Genomic DNA, 16,525 nt, shown 5'->3' with positions numbered 1-16,525 from the left:
CAGCGGTGTGCCGGCTGGTACCAATGTGGCGACGTGTGCCCGCCTGCTCGGACGGAGAACCTCTGATGGACGCCAAGAAGCTGATCGCCGTGGTGGTCGTCGTCTTTCTCGGTTTCTGGATGCTCCAGGACCCGAGCGGACTGGCCGACACCGCGAAGACCGCTGGCGGCGAGGGCTGGGGCGCGACCGAGAAGGTCTTCTCCGGCGTGATCGACTTCGTCGGCGCCCTCTGACGGGCTGCCCATGGGCTTCCTCGCCTGGGTCGGAGACCCGAAGGTCACCCGGCACCTCCTGCGCGAGGAGGGCGAGGTCGTCGTCGACGAGGTGCGCCACCACTGGGTCGCGTTCGTACGACCTTCGGTGGAGGGCCTCGGGGCGCTGCTGCTGCTCGTCTGGTCGCCCTTCGTCGACGTCAACGTCGCGTGGTTCCTCCTCGTCGTCGCCTTCCTGCTGGCAGCCCACGCCGGGTGGTGCGCGCTGCGGGAGCTCCGGGACCGGTTCGTCATCACGAACATGCGGGTGTTCCGGGTGCACGGCGTGCTCTCCCAGCACCTGGCGACGATGCCGCTCAGCCGGATCCTCGACATCTCGGTGAAGAAGCCGCTGCACGGGCGGCTGCTCGGGTTCGGACACTTCTGCTTCGAGTCCGCCGCGCAGGAGCAGGGCCTGCGCGACATCAAGTACGTCGGTCGGCCCGACGAGCGCGACCTCGCCATCCAGCGCGTCGTGCAACGCTCCGGCCTCCGTGGTCCTCGGGTGCCGAACTAGGAGTGGACTCCAGGAGGATGGTCTGATGCTCCCGTTCGATCCCATCGACGAAGCGGCCCGTCAGTGGGGCCTGCGGTGGGGTGCCGTGCCCGCCATGCACGCGGTCACGTCGCTGATGCGCGTGCAGCAGCTGGTGCTCGGCCGGCTCGACGCGCTGCTCAAGCCGCACGGACTCAGCTTCGCCGGCTACGAGGCCCTGGTGCTGCTCGTCTTCTCCTCGCGCGGCTCGCTGCCGCTCGGGAAGATGGGGGAGCGGCTGCAGGTGCACCCGACCTCGGTCACCTCGATCGTCCGGCGGCTCGAGTCCCGCGGCCTGGTCCGCCGGCTCCCGCACCCCGACGACGGCCGAGCCGTGCTGGCCGAGATCACCCAGGAGGGACGCGACCTGGTCGACAGGGCGACGGCCGACCTGGTGGCCGCGGGCTTCGCGATGGACGGGATCGACGAGGCGCAGATGGGCGAGCTGTCGGAGCTGCTGCGACCGGTCCGGGCCGCGGCGGGCGACTTCGAGCAGCCCCGTCGGGCTCGATAGAGGCTCCCAATAGAATCGGGGGCATGACGCAGCAGCCGTTCGCCGGCCGAGGAGCGATCGACCTCTCCGCCCTGAAACGCCCCGCCCCGCAACCGGCCGCCGCCCCCGCCGGCGGTGGTCCCGGCGGCGGTCCCCGCGGTTCCGGTGGCTCCGGAGGCGGCGCGGCCGCCGGCTCGGCGTACGCCGTCCCGGTCGACGAGCAGAACTTCCAGACCGTGCTCCAGGCGTCGACGACGGCGCCGGTCGTGCTGGTGTTCTACTCACCGGCCCAGGCTCCCGAGAGCGCCCGGATGGCCGAGGACGTCGCCGACCTGGTCGGGCAGTACGACGGCCGTTTCCTCGCCGGTCTCGTCGACGTCGACGCCGTGCCGCAGATCGCCCAGGTGATCGCGCAGGCCAGCCAGCTGCCGCAGCTGCCGGTGCCGCTGCTCATGGTCTTCCTCGACGGCCGCCCGGCGATCCAGCCCATCCCGGGCATGGTGCCGCGCGACGAGCTCAACACCCTCTTCAACGAGCTCGGCCAGCAGCTCACCGCGCAGGGGATCACCGGCCGCCACCAGCCCCTGGCGTCCGCCCCAGGTGGCGAGGACGAGAACGGCGAGGCCGGTCCCGACCCGCGCTACGCGCCGGCCCAGGACGCGCTGGCGGCGGGTGACATCGACGCGGCGGTCGCGGAGTACCAGAAGCTGGTCGACTCCAACCCGGCAGACGCCGAGGCCGCCGCCGGGCTGGCCATGGCGAAGATCCTCCAGCGGACGCAGGGCGTCGACCTCAACGCGGCGCGCGCTGCGGCGGCCGCGGACCCCGACGACGTCGACGCGCAGATCATGGTCGCCGACCTCGACCTGCTGGGTGGCCACGTCGAGGACGCGTTCGCGCGCCTGGTCGAGCTGGTGCGCCGTACGTCCGACAAGGAGCGCGACCGCGCCCGCGAGCACCTCGTGGGACTCTTCGCCGCCGTCGGCAACGACGACCCCCGCGTCCTCAAGGGCCGCCAGGCGCTGGCTTCGGCCCTCTTCTGAGCAGCCAGTCGACGGGCATGGGCTTCGCGCACGGGGCGGGGTTCCTGTTCCGGGGCTTGAGGATGTGGCGGCAGCGGCCCGGCCTGATGGCACTGGGTCTGGTGCCGGCGGTGCTGGTGCTGGTCGTCCTCGTCGGGCTCTTCGTCGCTCTGGTCGTCCTCGCCGACGACCTGATCGAGTGGGCGACGCCGTTCGCCGACGACTGGTCCGACCCGTGGCAGGCCGTGCTGCGGATCGGTCTCTACATCGCGGTGGTGCTCGGCTCGCTGTTCCTCTCCGCCGTCGTCTTCACCGGCCTGACGTTGGCCGTCGGCGACCCCTTCTACGAGAAGATCTGGAAGGAGACCGAGCTCATGCTCGGTGGCGACGTGCCCGACAAGGGCGTCGGCTGGTTGCGCGGCGCGATCGACGGCGTCGGCCTGATCGCGCTCGGCATCGCGACGACCGTCGCGGTCTTCGTCATCGGGCTGGTGCCCGTGGTCGGACCGATCGTCGGCCCGGTGCTGGGCTTGGTCGTCGCGGGCCGCCTACTCGCCGGCGAGCTGGTCTCCCGTGCGCTGGAGGCGCGAGGGATGGACCGCGCCACGCAGAAGGCGCTGCTGGCCGGCCACCGCTCGACGATGCTCGGCTTCGGCGTCGTGGTGCAGCTGTGCTTCTTCATCCCGTTCGGTGCGGTGGCGATGATGCCGGCCGCCGTCGTCGGGTCGACGATGCTGGCGCGGGAGGTCCTCGACGCAGAGGTCAGACCGCCCGCAGCGCGCTGAGCACTGCGGCGACCGCGGGGGAGTCGGCCATCGTGCGGCGGTGCAGCGCGTCGACGAGCCGGGTCGGCACCGGGTCGGTGACCTCAACGGCCGTCACCTCGGGTCCGAGCGGAGCCCGGCCCAGGCGCGGGACGAGCGCGACGCCGAGGCCCGCAGCGACCAGCGCGAGGTGGGACTCGAACTCCATCGACTCGTGGGCGATCCTCGGCGGGCGCCCGGCGCCGTCGTACATCCGGTGCAGCCACTGGCGACAGATCGTGCCCTCCGGGGTCGCGATCCAGCCGACGTCGAGCAGGTCGTGCGGGGTGACGCTGCGCCTCTGCGCGAGCGGGTGGCCGCTGGGCACGATCAGGTCGGCGACGTCGTCGGCGACGCGGGTGGCGACGACGTGGTCGGGTACGGCGAACAGCACGCCGCCCCAACGGTGCACGATCCCGACGTCGCACTGACCGGCCGCCACCAGGTCGACGGCGTCCCAGGGCTCGCGCTCGTCGAGGGTCAGCCGCAGGTCGGGATGGTCGTCCAGCAGCCGCCGAGCGACCGGCGCCACCAGCCCGCGCATCGCGGTGGAGAACGCCACCAGTCGCAGCGAGCCGGTCACGACGTCGGCGCGGTGCTGGAGCTCGGCCTCGAGCTGCTCGAGGTCGGCGAGCACCTGCTCGCCCGCCTCGACCAGGTGCCGGCCGTGGCTGGTGAGCATCACGCCGCGGCCGACCCGCTCCAGGAGGGGCACGCCGACCTGTCGCTCGAGGCGCTTCACCTGCTGCGAGACGGCGCTCGGGGTGAAGCCGGTGGCCTCGGCGGCCGCGATCACCGAGCCGTGGGTCGCGACCGCGCGGAGACCGCTGAGAGCAGCCAGGTCGATCATGCAGCGATGCTACATGGAATCAGACAGGTTCGATCGCTGGTGCTTCACGGTCGCCGGACCGAGGATGGATGCCATGAGTCGCCGGGACTGCCTGCTCGCCGCCCTCGTCGCCGGGCTGTGGGGCTTCAACTTCGTCGTCATCGAGTGGGGCATGGGTGACGTACCGCCGCTGCTATTCGTCGCCATCCGGTTCGTCGCCGTCCTGGTTCCAGCTATCGCCTTCGTGCCCCGGCCCGACGCGCCGTGGCGGACGATCCTGGCCGTCGGGCTGTTCATGTCGCTCGGCCAGTTCGCGCTGCTCTACTCCGCGATCGCCGCCGGAATGCCGGCCGGCCTGGCCGGGCTGGTGCTGCAGGCGCAGGTCGTGCTCACGATCCTCCTCGCCGCGGTCGCGCTGCGGGAGCGCCCCACGCGTCCGCAGGCTCTCGGCGTCGGCCTCGGCGTCATCGGCCTTCTCGTCGTCGCCCTCGGCCGCGGCGGCCACGTCCCGCTCCTCGCCCTGGTCCTTTGCCTGCTCGCTGCCCTGTCGTGGGCGGTCGGCAACGTCGTCTCCCGGGCCTCCAGCGTGCCGGGTGGGCTCTCGCTCACGGTGTGGTCCGCACTGGTCGTGCCGGTGCCGCTGTCGGTGCTGGCCGTAGGGATCGACGGGCCTTCGGTCCTGTCGGATGCCGTCGGTGCGTTCGGCTGGGAGGCGGCGCTGTCCACCCTCTACACCGCCGGCCTCGCCTCCCTCGTCGGCTACGGCATCTTCAACGGCCTGCTCTCCCGCAACCCCTCCGCCGCCGTCGTGCCCTGGATCCTCCTCGTCCCCCCGGTCGCCATCGGGTCCGCCTGGCTGCTCCTCGACCAGCAACCCACCGCCGGCGAGCTGGCCGGCGGCGCGCTGCTCGTCCTCGGCGTGCTCGTCGCACTGCGCCCGGCGCGCGCGGTTGCCGAGGAACGGGCGGCGAAGGCCGACGAGCTGCGGCTCTCGGTGGTCGAGTAGGCCGAGCGCGTCGGTCGTCGAGTAGGCCGAGCGCTCGGGCGCCCTTCGATCGTCGAGTAGGCCGAGCGCTCGGGCGCCCCTCGGTCGTCGAGTAGGCCGAGCGCTCTGGCGCGAGGCCGTATCGAGACGCGGTGCGATCCCTGCGGCCTTCGGGCTGTGGGTGGTGGCGACCGAAAGGGCTTTGGACGGGAGCGGAGGGAGCGGGTGGTTGCGCGCCGCCGCCGGCTTACGGACTCGTCGTCGGTGGTCGAGTAGGCCCAGCGCTCTGGCGCCCTTCGGTCGTCGAGTAGGCCGAGCGCTCTGGCGCGAGGCCGTATCGAGACGCGGTGCGATGCCCGCGGCCTTGCAGTTGTGGGTGGTGGCGACCGAAAGGGCTTTGGACGGGAGCGGAGGGAGCGAGTGGTTGCGCGCCGCCGCCGGCTCCCGGGTCGTCCTCGGTGGTCGAGTAGGCCGAGCGCTCTGGCGCCCTTCGGTCGTCGAGTAGGCCGAGCGCTCTGGCGCGAGGGCGTATCGAGACGCGGCGCGACGCCTGCGGCCTTGCGGGCTGTGCGTGGTGGCGGCCGAAAGGGGCTTTGGACGGGAGGGAGGGGGGCGGGTGGTTGCGCGCCGCCGCCGGGCTGCCGGTCGGTGGTCGAGTAGTCCGAGCGCTCTGGCGCGAGGACGTATCGAGACCCCGCAAGCCAAGAAACCGCCGTACTTTCGTGCAATCCGCCGCGTTCAGTACTTCCATCTTGAGTCGAACTGGTGTACGATCGACGTACGTCGAACCCCTCGACCAGCCGTCCACGAGACTCAGATCTAGGACACCCCGGCACCAGGCCACCGGACCCATCGCCTGAGCAGCTGGGAGTCCGGATGAGCCACCACACCGCCCTCCATCCGATCCGTGCTGCCGCCGCGACCGCGAGGGCCGCGTTCAAGGACGTCCGCGACGTCCAGCCGGTGTTCATGTCCCCGGCCGACCAGGAAGCAGCGGTCCGCGAGCTCGCCGAGCTCGAAGCGATCGTGGCCGAGGCACGGCTGCGGGTGGTGGCAGCAGCCCAGGACACCGCGTCGCGTTCCGGTGCCCGCGACCTCGGCGCCTGGCTCTCCACCCTGACCCTGACCGACTTCAACCACGGTCGTGCCGACGCCCGCCTGGCCGAAGCACTCGACCGCAGGTGGTCGAAGGTCGCCGCCGGCATGGCCGACGGATCCGTCTCCGCCGACCAAGCACAGGTCGTCGTGCACGCGCTCGATGCGTTGCCCAAGGACCTCGACCCCGAGCTCGTGACCAAGGCCGAGCAGCAGCTGGTCGACTACTGCAAGGACTTCCGTCCCCGCGACCTCCGACGCCTCGGCCGGCGGATCCTGGAGATCGTCGCCCCCGACATCGCCGAGGCAGAGGAAGCCAAACGCCTCGAGGACGAAGAGCGCCGGGCGCGGGAGAAGTGCCGGCTGGTGTTCAAGCCGATCGGGGACGGCACCACCCGACTGACCGGCGTCCTGCCCGACCTCGACGCCCACCGTCTGCGCACCTACCTCGACGCCTTCACCTCACCCCGCAAAGCAGAACACGCTGCGGGTGGGGAGGAGGACCGCATCCCCTACCCCCGCCGCCTCGGCCACGCCTTCTGCGCACTCCTGGAGCACCTCGCCCCCAACAACCTGCCGATGCACGGCGGTGACACCACCACCCTGCTCGTCACCATCCCGCTGGAGTCACTGAAGAACGACCTCGGCACCGGCACCATCGTCGGCGGCGAACCCCTCTCCGCCGGAGCCATCCGCCGCCTGGCCTGCACCGCGAACATCATCCCCGTCGTCCTCGGCGGCCCGAGCGAGGTCCTCGACCTCGGCCGCACCCGCCGACTGTTCTCACCCGCCCAACGCAAAGCCATGCGCTGGCGCGACCAACACTGCCGAGCCGAGGGCTGCACCATCCCCGCCGGCTGGTGCGAAGCCCACCACATCGACCCCTGGTCGCGAGGCGGAAAGACCGACCTCTACCGCGGCGTGCTCCTCTGCTCCTGGCACCACCACCGCGCCCACGACCCCACCCACACCACCGAACACCTCCCCAACGGCGACATCCGCTTCCACCGACGACCCTGAGGGAACGTCGGAGCGGCGTCGCCCGTCGGACACGCGTGAACCGTCCTCTCCTCGCCGGTGTGCTTGCAGTGCCGCTGTTCATCGGTTCTTGTAGCGAGGAGGAGCGGGGATTTCCTCAACCTGACCCCGGATCCTGCGCCACCGTGACTCGGTCTGAGCTCCCACCGTCGTCGAAGGGAGGCCCTGGTCGAGGCATCGTCGCCTGCATGTGAGACGAGTCGGCCAGAGCGGTTGTGCGCCTCGTGCCGGTGTCCTAGCCTCCCGTGCCAGACCGCTCGGGCGGTTCGCGTGTGTCCGAGCTCGTCCCCCGAATCTCGAACGCACGCGGGGCCGCTCGGACGTGTTTGGGGACGCGCACGGGCGGCCCCACCCCCGCTACCGGCCGGACTCGGTGTAGGCCGGGCCGGCGCCGAGGTTGGCGAGGGCGGCGCGGATCCGGCGGGCACTGAAGTCGGCGGCCCGCTCGTCGATCTCGTCGAGGGTGAGGAACGCGGCGGTGCGGATCTCGCGGGCCTGGGGGATGATCCGGTCCACCAGGGAGGCGTCGTGGGTGCCGCCGTCGAAGACCAGGCACAGCGCGTCGTCCCAACCACCCCACGGCGGCAGCCAGTCGGTGAGGAGGAGCGGACCGGCGGGCATGTCGAGGCCGAGCTCTTCCTCGACCTCACGCGCCACGGCCAGCTGCGGGGACTCGCCGACCTCGACGACTCCGCCGGGAAGGTCCCAGTCGGTCTTGTAGGTGAGCTGGCACAGCAGCACCCGCGGCTCGGGGGAGGTGTCCCGGACCAGCATCTGGCTGATCGCCCGCTTCCGCGGCAGGAACGAGTTCAGCAGGGCCCGGAAGCCGCCGGGCTCGTGGACCGGTACGTCGTCGACCAGCCGGGCGTAGACGACCAGGTCGCCGCCGACCGTCCGTTGGATGCCTTCACGCCGCAGCCCCGACCAGGTCGCGATCCGCTGCGCCTGGTCGTCGCCGACCGGCACCAGCGCCTCGACACGGTCGTGGTCGACGAGGGCGGCCGCCACGTCACGACGTACGACGTCGACGGCAGCCTGCCAGCCGCGCTCGGTCAGCTCGGTCGACCACTCGATCCGAGCGACCCGGTCGGACACGGTGGAGAGCTGCGTGTCGGGCTGATCGGGCACAGACTCACCTTAACCAGCCCGACCACGCGCCGGGATCGGGTGTCAGCCCCGCTGGAGGACGAGGTGCTTGCGCGGGTTGTCGACCTCCGAGCGGGCCTCGGTGGAGTAGCGGAGCCGGCTGAAGGTGCCGTACTGCCAGACTTCGGGCAGCTCGGCGTGGAAGCAGCTCTGGCGGTACGAGAGCCGGATCAGGTCGCGGCCCCTGTCCCACCGGACCTTCGAGCTGGTGCACGCCCGCGCTTCGGACCAGCCGTCGCCGAACTCCCTGAACCGGTCGACGACCTTTCCGTCGCGCCTCTTGCGGACCTCGATCTCGAGGCCGTAGACGGCTTCGGGCGAGTTCTCGACCTGGTAGAAGTGGAACCGGCCACGGTCCGTCAGGTCGCGCACGTGGAGGACGAGGACGACGCGTCGCTCGCCGCTCGAGACGTGGAGGCCGGAGAGGTCGATGGCAGCGACCTTGCCGCCTCCCGTCTCGAAGGTGAGGTCGCCGCTCTCCGCGGCGGCCGGGGACGGGACGGCCAGTGCAAGGCCGCTGAGCACCAGGGCCGCGAGCAGGCTGACGAGCGTGCCGATCTTCTTCATGATCTTCCTTTCGATTTCTCTTGGTCGAAAGTAGGACGCAAGAACGGCGAGAAAGTTGCGATCCGGACCAACCGGCTTCCGGAGCCGGTCAGCCGCGGCGAAGCCGCCCGGTGCCGAGCGCGTCGTACTGCAGGTCGCCGTCGACGAAGCGGTAGGTGCTGGCGTAGGCGCCCCAGTTGTGGACGACGCGGATGTGGTCGAAGGCGTGCAGGCAGGCGTGGGGCACCGCGAGAACGACCCGGTCCTTCCTGGTGTCGTAGTCGAACCGGCCGTGGTTCTCGGCGCAGGTCCACCGCGGGCTGGAGTCGCCTCCGAGCGTCTCGCGGCGGAAGCTGGCCTTCAGGCCGTCCCGGGTGTGCCGGACCCGGACGAAGTACGAGTAGCCGAACTCGAGCCCGCGGTGCCAGTGGAAACCGACCTCGACCTTGCCGCGCCTCTCGAGGTTCCGGACCTGCACCACGGCGCGCATCCGGTGCTCCTTGTTGTCGCCGCGCAGCCGCACCAGGTCCATCCACGCCGGCAGGTCGTCTGGTTTGTCGCGCACCGTCCGCGACTCGGCGGCGGCGGGGGCGGGTAGCGACAGCACGAGGCCGGCGGACAGCAACGCGCAGGCGAGGACGACGAGGGCCCCGATCTTCTTCATGACGCCTCCTTCTCGAGTGACTGTTGCACTCTGAGACGCAGGAGGCGGCGCAAAGTTGTGTCGGCGCCCGATCCGGTCAGTCGGCCGTCGGTGCCTGCAGCCACAACGTCGCCAGCGGCGGCAGCGTGAGCACGGCGCACGCGGGGCTGCCGCCGGGTGCACGGGCCTCCAGGTCCGGGGTCGGCTCCGCCGTCACCACGCCGAAGTTCCCGACGCCGGAGCCGCCGTAGAGCGTCGCGTCGGTGTTGAGCACCTCGGTCCACTTCCCGGCGACAGGGAGGCCGAGCCGATAGTCGACGTGCGTCTGGTTGGCGAAGTTGGTGACGCACACCAGGTCGGGCTCGCCGGACCCCTCGGGCGCGCGACGCACGAACGAGAAGGTGTTGTGGCCGGCGTCGTTGGCGTCGATCCATGCGAACCCGGCGGGGTCGTTGTCGAGCCGCCACATCGCGGGCTGCTCGACGTAGCGGTGGTTGAGGTCGCGCACCATGTTCTGCATCCCGCGGTGCGCGGGGTCGGTGAGCGCGCCCCAGTCGAGCTCGCGCGACTCGGCCCACTCCGAGACCTGCGCGAACTCGGTGCCCATGAAGACCAGCTGCTTGCCGGGGTGCGCCCACATGTAGGCGAGGTAGGCCCGCAGGTTGGCCAGCTGCTGCCACTCGTCGCCGGGCATCTTGCGCGGCAGCGAGCCCTTGCCGTGGACGACCTCGTCGTGGCTCAGCGGCAGCACGTAGTTCTCGGAGTAGGCGTAGACGAGCGCGAACGTCAGCTCGCCGTGGTGGTACGCGCGGTGGATCGGGTCCCGCTTCAGGTAGCCGAGCGAGTCGTGCATCCAGCCCATGTTCCACTTGAAGCCGAAGCCGAGCCCGCCACCGGAGGTGGCTCCGGTGACACCCGGCCACGAGGTCGACTCCTCGGCGATCGTGACGACACCCGGCGTCCGCTTGTAGACGGTGGCGTTGAGCTCCTGCAGGAACTGGACGGCCTCGAGGTTCTCGTGACCGCCGTACTTGTTGGGCACCCACTCGCCGTCGTTGCGCGCGTAGTCCAGGTAGAGCATCGACGCGACCCCGTCGACCCGAAGCCCGTCGGCGTGGAACTCCTCGATCCAGTAGAGCGCGTTGGCCACCAGGAAGTTGCGGACCTCGTGCCGACCGAAGTCGAAGATGTGCGAGCCCCACTCCGGGTGCCAGCCGCGCCGCGGGTCCGGGTGCTCGTAGAGCGGGGTGCCGTCGAACCGCACCAGCGCCCACTCGTCGGTCGCGAAGTGCCCCGGCACCCAGTCGAGGATGACGCCGATGTCGGCCTGGTGCAGGGCGTCGACGAGCCGCCGGAAGCCGTCGGGGTCGCCGAACCGCGCGTCCGGCGCGAAGTACGACGTCACGTGGTAGCCCCAGGACCCGCCGAACGGGTGCTGCATCACCGGCATCAGCTCGACGTGGGTGAACCCCAGGTCGGCGAGGTACGACGGCAGCTCGGCCGCGAGGTCGTCGTACGACCAGAACGACCCGTCGAGGTGGCGCTTCCACGAGCCGAGGTGCATCTCGTAGACCGCCATCGGCTCGTTGACCGCGAGCTTCTTGCTCCGTTGGGCGATCCACGCGTCGTCCTGCCAGACGTGGCTCGACGTGAAGACCCGCGACCCGGTGGAGGGTGGCCGCTCGGCGAAGGACGCGAGCGGGTCGGCCTTCTGCCGCCACACGCCGTCGGCGCCCTCGATGAGGTACTGGTAGTAGGCGCCGTCGCCGACACCCGCGACGTGCCCGCTCCAGATGCCGCCGGAGGGAGCGGGGGCGAGTGCGTTCGCGTTGCTGTCCCAGCCGTTGAAGTCGCCGACGACCCGCACCGAGCGGGCGTTGGGCGCCCACACGGCGAACGACGTGCCGTCGGCGTCCGTGTGGGCGCCGAGCACCTGCCACAGCTGCTCGTGCCGGCCCTCGCCGATCAGGTAGAGGTCGAGCTCGCCCGGGCCGCTCACGGCGTGCCCACCTTCGCGATCGCAGCGAGCGGGATCGGGAGCCACGTCGGGCGGTTGCGGGCCTCGTAGACGCACTCGTAGACCGTCTTGTCGGCGACATAGGCCGCCACCTGGATCCCCTCCTCGGGTGTGAGTGATGCGCCGGCGTACTCCTCGAGGAACGCCGCCTTGTTGCGGGCCGCCCACTCCTCGGCGCGGTGGTCGCGCTGGGCGGCGATGTCGGGGTCGTCCTCGGGGAGCGAGCGCGCCATGGCGTGCGGCGCGTAGTCGAAGGACCGCAGCATCCCGGCCACGTCCCGCCACGGGCTGTCGGGCAGCAGTCGTTCGGCGAGCGGCTTGGCCGGCTCACCCTCGAAGTCGACGAGCTTCCAGCCCCTGATCGTGCGGAGCGTCTGGCCGAGGTGGAGGTCGCCGTGGACGCGTTGGACAGGCAACGTGCCGAGGTCGGCCAGCGCGGCGTAGGCGCCGCGCAGGCGGTCCTTGTGCTCGGCGAGCTCGGGCACGACCTCGATGGCCCGCTCGAGCCGCGCGGTCATCTGCGCGGCGACGTCGGACGCCTCGGCGACCTCCGTGCCGAACGCCGTCCGCATCTGCTCGTGGACCTCGGCGAGGGCGGCACCGAGCCGACCTGCCTCCGCGGCGAAGTCGCCGCCCACCTCGTCTGCGTGCAGGTCGGCCTCGGAGAAGAGGTTCCGCACGCTGGCGAGCGCGATGTCCCAGCCGTCGCTTGCGGTCCGCAGGAACTGCTGCAGCATCGCGAGGTGGATCGGCGCACCGTCCTCGGTCCGCGCCTCGATCCACCCGTAGAGCGCAGCGACGTGCTCGGAGCCGGCTTCGGTGAGCACCTTGTGGGTGGTGATGTCCGGGTTCTCGCCGCGGGTGATCTTGCGGAAGACCTTGAGCACCGAGTCCTCGCCGAACAGGACCGAGGAGTTGGACTGCTCGCCGCTGAACAGCGAGGGTGGCGCCTCGAGGTCGAGCTCGTGGCCCGGCACCCGGACGAAGGTCAGCTCGTCGGTGCTGACCTCCTCGGCGATGGCCGCGAGTGCCAGCGTCATGCTCGGCCGGTCGTGGACGGCGTCGTAGGCATGGACCCAACCGTGGTCGGGGTCCTCCCACCAGCCGACGAAGGCGTTGTCGAGGTCGGTCTCGGGCTCGGCGACCAGCACCAGCGGCACCTGGTAGAGCTCGCGCTCCTCGGTCCCCGAGCCGGTCGGGTCCTCGTAGGCCAGCTCGACGATGTCGACGACGACGGTCCCGCCCTCGCGGCCGGGCACGGTGCCGATCCGGTGGATGTCGGTGACGGTGAACTCGCGTCCCTTGCCGCCGAACCACCGCGCCTCGCTGAGGTAGGCGTGGAGGGACTCGCTGCGGGTGGACATGGCCTAGATCACCGGCCGCTCGTCGGACTGCGGGTCGGTCAGGCGGAACCACAGGAAGCCGTGGCCGCCGAGCGTCAGCAGGTAGGGCAGCTCGCCGATCGCCGGGAACGGCACCCCGCCGAGCAGCTCGACGGGGACCCGGCCCTCGTAGCGGCGCAGGTCCAGCTCCACCGGCTGGGGGAACCGGGAGAGGTTGTTGACGCACATGATGACGTCCTCCTCGCCCGACTCCGAGGTGTGGGCCCGCACGTAGGACAGCACCGTCGGGTTGGAGCCGCCGAGGTCGGCGAAGCTGCCCAAGCCGAACGCGGGGTGCTTGCGACGGGCGTGGATCATGCGACGGGTCCAGTGGAGCAGGGACGACGCGTTCTCGAGCTGTGCTTCGACATTGACGCTCTGGTACCCGTAGACGGGGTCCTGGATAACGGGCAGGTGCAACTTGCCGGGCGTCGCGGCGGAGAAGCCGGCGTTGCGGTCCGGCGTCCACTGCATCGGCGTGCGGACACCGTCGCGGTCACCGAGCCAGATGTTGTCGCCCATGCCGATCTCGTCGCCGTAGTAGAGGACGGGGGAGCCCGGCAGGGAGAGCAGCAGCGCGGTGAACAGCTCGATCTGGTTGGTGTCGTTGTCGAGCAGCGGCGCCAGCCGGCGGCGGATCCCGATGTTGGCCTTCATGCGGGGGTCCTTGGCGTACTCGCCCCACATGTAGTCGCGGTCCTCGTCGGTGACCATCTCCAACGTCAGCTCGTCGTGGTTGCGCAGGAAGATGCCCCACTGGCAGCCACTCGGGATGTCCGGCGTCGCGGCCATGATCTCCGAGACCGGATAGCGCGACTCACGTCGTACGGCCATGAAGATGCGCGGCATCACCGGGAAGTGGAAGGCCATGTGGCACTCGTCGCCACCGACCTCCGGGTCGCCGAAGTACTCCACCACGTCGTCGGGCCACTGGTTGGCCTCGCACAGCAGGACGGTGCCGGGGTACTTCTCGTCGACGAACCGCCGCACCGCCTTGAGGGCCTCGTGGGTCTCCGGCAGGTTCTCGCCGTTGGTGCCGGGCCGCTCGTACAGGTAGGGCACGGCATCGAGCCGGAAGCCGTCGAGGCCCATCGACAACCAGAAGTCCATCGCCTCGAGCATCGCCTCGAGGACCTTCGGGTTGTCGAAGTTGAGGTCGGGCTGGTGGTGGAAGAACCGGTGCCAGTAGTACTGCCCGCGCACCGGGTCCCAGGTCCAGTTCGACGGCTCGGTGTCGACGAAGATGATCCGGGCTTCTTCGTAGAGCTCGTCGGTGTCCGACCAGACGTAGAAGTCGCCGTAGGGCCCGTCCGGGTCGGTACGTGACGCCTGGAACCACGGGTGCTGGTCGCTGGTGTGGTTCATGACGAAGTCGATGATCACGCGGATGCCGCGCTTGTGCGCCTCGTCGATGAAGTGGTGGAAGTCCTCGACGGTGCCGGCCTCCGGGAGGATGTCGGTGTAGTCGGCGACGTCGTAGCCGCCGTCGCGCAGCGGCGAGGTGAAGAACGGCGGCACCCACAGGCAGTCGACGCCGAGCCACTCGAGGTAGTCGAGCTTCTCGGCGAGACCGCGGAAGTCACCGGTGCCGTCGGCGTTGGAGTCGCGGAACGAGCGGACCAGCACCTCGTAGAAGACGGCGGTGCGGAACCACTCGGGGTTCTCGCCGATCGAGACGTTCCCGGTGATCGAGCCCGTCGAGATCCCTGCGGTCACGACACCGGTCCCACGGTCAGGACGTGGGCCACCTCGACGTGCGGGTCGAGCCGCACGTAGTTGTCGGCGCCCCAGTGCCAGGACTCGCCCGAGATCTCGTCGTGGACGGGGAACGTGGCGCCGGGATCGAGCCCGAGCGCGCTGAGGTCGAGGTGGACCATGGTGTCCCGGGTCGCATGGGGATCGAGGTTGATCACGACGATCACCCTGTCAGCGTCTCCGTCGGCGGTGGGAGTCGCGACCTTGCTGAAGCAGAGGATCCCGTCGTCGTCGGTCGGGTGGACCACCAGGTTGCGCAGCAGCTGGAGCGCCGGGTGGCTGCGGCGGAGCTCGTTGAGCTTGGTGAGGTACGGCGCCAGCGAGCGCCCCTCGGCCTCGGCGGCCTCCCAGTCGCGCACCCGCACCTGGTACTTCTCGGAGTCGAGGTACTCCTCGCTGCCCGGCTTCACCGCCACGTGCTCGAACAGCTCGAAGCCGCTGTAGACGCCCCAGCTCGGCGAGCCGGTCGCTGCGAGCACGGCCCGGATCTTGAACGCGGCCGGTCCGCCGTACTGGAGGAACTCGTGGAGGATGTCGGGGGTGTTGACGAAGAAGTTCGGCCGGATCCGGTGGGCCGACTCGGTCGCGACCTCGGTCAGGTACTCGGCGACCTCGTCCTTCGCGGTGCGCCAGGTGAAGTACGTGTAGCTCTGGTGGAAGCCGATGGAGCCGAGGGTCTGGAGCATCGGCGGCTTGGTGAACGCCTCGGACAGGAACAGCACGTCGGGGTCGGTGGCCCGCACCTGAGCGAGCAGCCACTGCCAGAACGCGACCGGCTTGGTGTGGGGGTTGTCGACGCGGAAGATCCGCACGCCGTGCGCCATCCAGTGCCGCACCACGCGGAGCACCTCGCGGGAGAGCCCTTCGGGGTCGTTGTCGAAGTTGAGCGGGTAGATGTCCTGGTACTTCTTCGGCGGGTTCTCGGCGTAGGCGATGGTGCCGTCCGCACGGGTCGTGAACCACTCGGGGTGGGCCTCCACCCACGGGTGGTCGGGCGCGCACTGCAGCGCGAGGTCGAGCGCGACCTCCAGGCCGACCGTCTTCGCGTGCGCGACGAACGCGTCGAAGTCCTCGAGGGTGCCGAGGTCGGGGTGGACGGCGTCGTGCCCGCCGTGCCGGCTGCCGATCGCCCACGGCGAGCCGGGGTCGTCGGGTCCCGGGGTGAGGGTGTTGTTGGGGCCCTTGCGGTTGATCTCGCCGATCGGGTGGATCGGCGGCAGGTAGATCACGTCGAAGCCCATCGCGGCCACGGCGTCGAGCCGCTTGGCCGCAGTCGCGAGCGTGCCGCTGACGACCTTGCCGGTCTTCGGCTCGCGGTAGGAGCCCTCGGAGCGCGGGAAGAACTCGTACCAGCTGCTGAAGAGGGCGCGCTCCCGGTCGGCGTAGGCGGGGTAGGGGCCCTCGACGGTCACCAGCTCGCGGAGCGGGTGGGCGGCGAGCACCGCGCCGAGCTCGGGCGCCTCGAGCTGCGCGAGCCGGGCCTCGACGGGGCGGGTGGTGTCCTGGGCAGCGTCGATGGCGCCCTTGAGGATCTTGTGCTCGGGCGTCGTCCTCTTGCCGAGGCCGGCCAGGACCCGCTCGAAGAGGAGCCGGCCCTCGGTGAACATCAGCTCCACGTCGACACCGGCGCGGATCTTGATGCCCGCGTCGTGCTGCCAGGTGCCGATCGGGTCCGACCAGGCGTGGATCTCGAACTGCCACGCACCGGGCAGGTCCGGGGTCACCCACGCGGCGTAGCGGTCGACGGTGTGCCGGTCGAGCACCGGCTGCGGTTGCAGCCGCACCGGCGGTCGTCGAGAGCCGTCGGGTGCGATGAGCACGACTTCGGCGCCGAGCAGGTCGTGACCCTCCCGGAAGACCGTCGCCGAGACCGGGAACGGTTCACCGACCGTCGCCTTCGCAGGCAGGCGGCCGTTGTCGACCAGGGGCATCACGTCGATCACGGGGATGCGTCCGACCATGTCCCCAGCCAACCACTTCGGCGG

General features: G+C 70.7%; 15 protein-coding genes. 7 read left to right on the top strand and 8 right to left on the bottom strand.

From position 1 onward, the window contains the following. Window positions 1–65 precede the first annotated feature (65 nt). From DJ010_RS22130 to DJ010_RS16990, 5 genes are read left to right on the top strand one after another with little or no spacing between them, the layout of a single operon-like run. Window positions 66–233: a hypothetical protein gene (locus DJ010_RS22130; RefSeq protein WP_158283047.1), complete on the top strand. Its 168-nt coding sequence runs from the start codon at window positions 66–68 to the stop codon at window positions 231–233. A 10-nt stretch (window positions 234–243) separates the two neighbouring features. After that, window positions 244–768 carry a PH domain-containing protein gene (locus DJ010_RS17005; RefSeq protein ID WP_109695952.1) on the top strand — a complete coding sequence of 175 codons (525 nt, stop codon included), beginning with the start codon at window positions 244–246 and terminating at the stop codon, window positions 766–768. 25 nt (window positions 769–793) lie between these two features. Then, window positions 794–1,300 carry a MarR family winged helix-turn-helix transcriptional regulator gene (locus DJ010_RS17000; RefSeq protein WP_109695950.1) on the top strand — a complete coding sequence of 169 codons (507 nt, stop codon included), beginning with the start codon at window positions 794–796 and terminating at the stop codon, window positions 1,298–1,300. 23 nt (window positions 1,301–1,323) lie between these two features. After that, a complete protein-coding gene (locus DJ010_RS16995; protein WP_109695948.1) occupies window positions 1,324–2,322 on the top strand; it encodes a co-chaperone YbbN in 999 nt (332 codons plus the stop codon). Window positions 2,323–2,339: 17 nt separating this feature from the next. Continuing rightward, window positions 2,340–3,086, top strand: a complete 747-nt coding sequence (locus DJ010_RS16990; protein WP_109695947.1) for an EI24 domain-containing protein — start codon at window positions 2,340–2,342, stop codon at window positions 3,084–3,086. Here DJ010_RS16990 and DJ010_RS16985 read toward each other — a convergent pair. Further along, the gene (locus DJ010_RS16985) at window positions 3,064–3,954 is read right to left on the bottom strand and encodes a LysR family transcriptional regulator (protein ID WP_109695945.1); all 891 of its coding nucleotides are present in this window, start codon (window positions 3,952–3,954) and stop codon (window positions 3,064–3,066) included. The two genes, DJ010_RS16990 and DJ010_RS16985, sit on opposite strands and share 23 nt — an antisense overlap. A gap of 73 nt (window positions 3,955–4,027) precedes the next feature. Between DJ010_RS16985 and DJ010_RS16980 the strand changes: the two genes are divergently transcribed. Next, window positions 4,028–4,939, top strand: a complete 912-nt coding sequence (locus tag DJ010_RS16980) for an EamA family transporter (protein ID WP_109695943.1) — start codon at window positions 4,028–4,030, stop codon at window positions 4,937–4,939. An 855-nt stretch (window positions 4,940–5,794) separates the two neighbouring features. Further along, entirely contained in the window at window positions 5,795–7,033 is a 1,239-nt protein-coding gene (locus tag DJ010_RS16975; RefSeq protein WP_109695941.1) for an HNH endonuclease, read from the top strand. A gap of 375 nt (window positions 7,034–7,408) precedes the next feature. On the opposite strand, the gene DJ010_RS16970 is transcribed toward DJ010_RS16975, so the two are convergent. The 7 genes from DJ010_RS16970 to DJ010_RS16945 all read right to left on the bottom strand — a co-directional run bounded on the left by DJ010_RS16970 (window position 7,409) and on the right by DJ010_RS16945 (window position 16,501). After that, entirely contained in the window at window positions 7,409–8,179 is a 771-nt protein-coding gene (locus tag DJ010_RS16970; protein ID WP_109695939.1) for an NUDIX domain-containing protein, read from the bottom strand. Window positions 8,180–8,221: 42 nt separating this feature from the next. Further along, on the bottom strand, window positions 8,222–8,764 hold the full coding sequence (locus DJ010_RS16965) for a hypothetical protein (protein ID WP_109695937.1): 543 nt from the start codon (window positions 8,762–8,764) through the stop codon (window positions 8,222–8,224). Between the two features lie 88 nt (window positions 8,765–8,852). Beyond that, window positions 8,853–9,407, bottom strand: a complete 555-nt coding sequence (locus tag DJ010_RS16960; RefSeq protein WP_109695935.1) for a hypothetical protein — start codon at window positions 9,405–9,407, stop codon at window positions 8,853–8,855. A 76-nt stretch (window positions 9,408–9,483) separates the two neighbouring features. Further along, on the bottom strand, window positions 9,484–11,385 hold the full coding sequence (gene glgB / locus DJ010_RS16955; protein WP_245927643.1) for a 1,4-alpha-glucan branching protein GlgB: 1,902 nt from the start codon (window positions 11,383–11,385) through the stop codon (window positions 9,484–9,486). Then, window positions 11,382–12,767, bottom strand: a complete 1,386-nt coding sequence (locus tag DJ010_RS22495) for a maltokinase N-terminal cap-like domain-containing protein (protein ID WP_158283046.1) — start codon at window positions 12,765–12,767, stop codon at window positions 11,382–11,384. The genes glgB and DJ010_RS22495 overlap by 4 nt, the downstream gene beginning before the upstream one ends. A gap of 3 nt (window positions 12,768–12,770) precedes the next feature. Then, window positions 12,771–14,501: a maltose alpha-D-glucosyltransferase gene (gene treS, locus DJ010_RS16950; protein WP_211318842.1), complete on the bottom strand. Its 1,731-nt coding sequence runs from the start codon at window positions 14,499–14,501 to the stop codon at window positions 12,771–12,773. Then, window positions 14,498–16,501: an alpha-1,4-glucan--maltose-1-phosphate maltosyltransferase gene (locus DJ010_RS16945; protein ID WP_109695929.1), complete on the bottom strand. Its 2,004-nt coding sequence runs from the start codon at window positions 16,499–16,501 to the stop codon at window positions 14,498–14,500. The genes treS and DJ010_RS16945 overlap by 4 nt, the downstream gene beginning before the upstream one ends. Between the last annotated feature and the right edge of the window lie 24 nt (window positions 16,502–16,525).

It is taken from the genome of Nocardioides silvaticus (assembly GCF_003160695.1).
GTDB lineage: Bacteria > Actinomycetota > Actinomycetes > Propionibacteriales > Nocardioidaceae > Nocardioides > Nocardioides silvaticus.
Note: the sequence above shows the minus strand (reverse complement) of the source record. Positions and strands in the feature narration are given on the sequence as shown.

Bases quoted from the DNA above. Each gene is read 5' to 3' on its own strand.
- DJ010_RS22495 (WP_158283046.1), bottom strand. From the start codon at position 12,767: ATGTCCACCCGCAGCGAGTCCCTCCACGCCTACCTCAGCGAGGCGCGG.
- DJ010_RS16985 (WP_109695945.1), bottom strand. From the start codon at position 3,954: ATGATCGACCTGGCTGCTCTCAGCGGTCTCCGCGCGGTCGCGACCCAC.
- DJ010_RS17000 (WP_109695950.1), top strand. From the start codon at position 794: ATGCTCCCGTTCGATCCCATCGACGAAGCGGCCCGTCAGTGGGGCCTG.
- DJ010_RS17005 (WP_109695952.1), top strand. From the start codon at position 244: ATGGGCTTCCTCGCCTGGGTCGGAGACCCGAAGGTCACCCGGCACCTC.
- DJ010_RS22130 (WP_158283047.1), top strand. From the start codon at position 66: ATGGACGCCAAGAAGCTGATCGCCGTGGTGGTCGTCGTCTTTCTCGGT.
- DJ010_RS16945 (WP_109695929.1), bottom strand. From the start codon at position 16,501: ATGGTCGGACGCATCCCCGTGATCGACGTGATGCCCCTGGTCGACAAC.
- DJ010_RS16975 (WP_109695941.1), top strand. From the start codon at position 5,795: ATGAGCCACCACACCGCCCTCCATCCGATCCGTGCTGCCGCCGCGACC.
- DJ010_RS16980 (WP_109695943.1), top strand. From the start codon at position 4,028: ATGAGTCGCCGGGACTGCCTGCTCGCCGCCCTCGTCGCCGGGCTGTGG.
- DJ010_RS16965 (WP_109695937.1), bottom strand. From the start codon at position 8,764: ATGAAGAAGATCGGCACGCTCGTCAGCCTGCTCGCGGCCCTGGTGCTC.
- DJ010_RS16960 (WP_109695935.1), bottom strand. From the start codon at position 9,407: ATGAAGAAGATCGGGGCCCTCGTCGTCCTCGCCTGCGCGTTGCTGTCC.
- DJ010_RS16990 (WP_109695947.1), top strand. From the start codon at position 2,340: ATGGGCTTCGCGCACGGGGCGGGGTTCCTGTTCCGGGGCTTGAGGATG.
- DJ010_RS16995 (WP_109695948.1), top strand. From the start codon at position 1,324: ATGACGCAGCAGCCGTTCGCCGGCCGAGGAGCGATCGACCTCTCCGCC.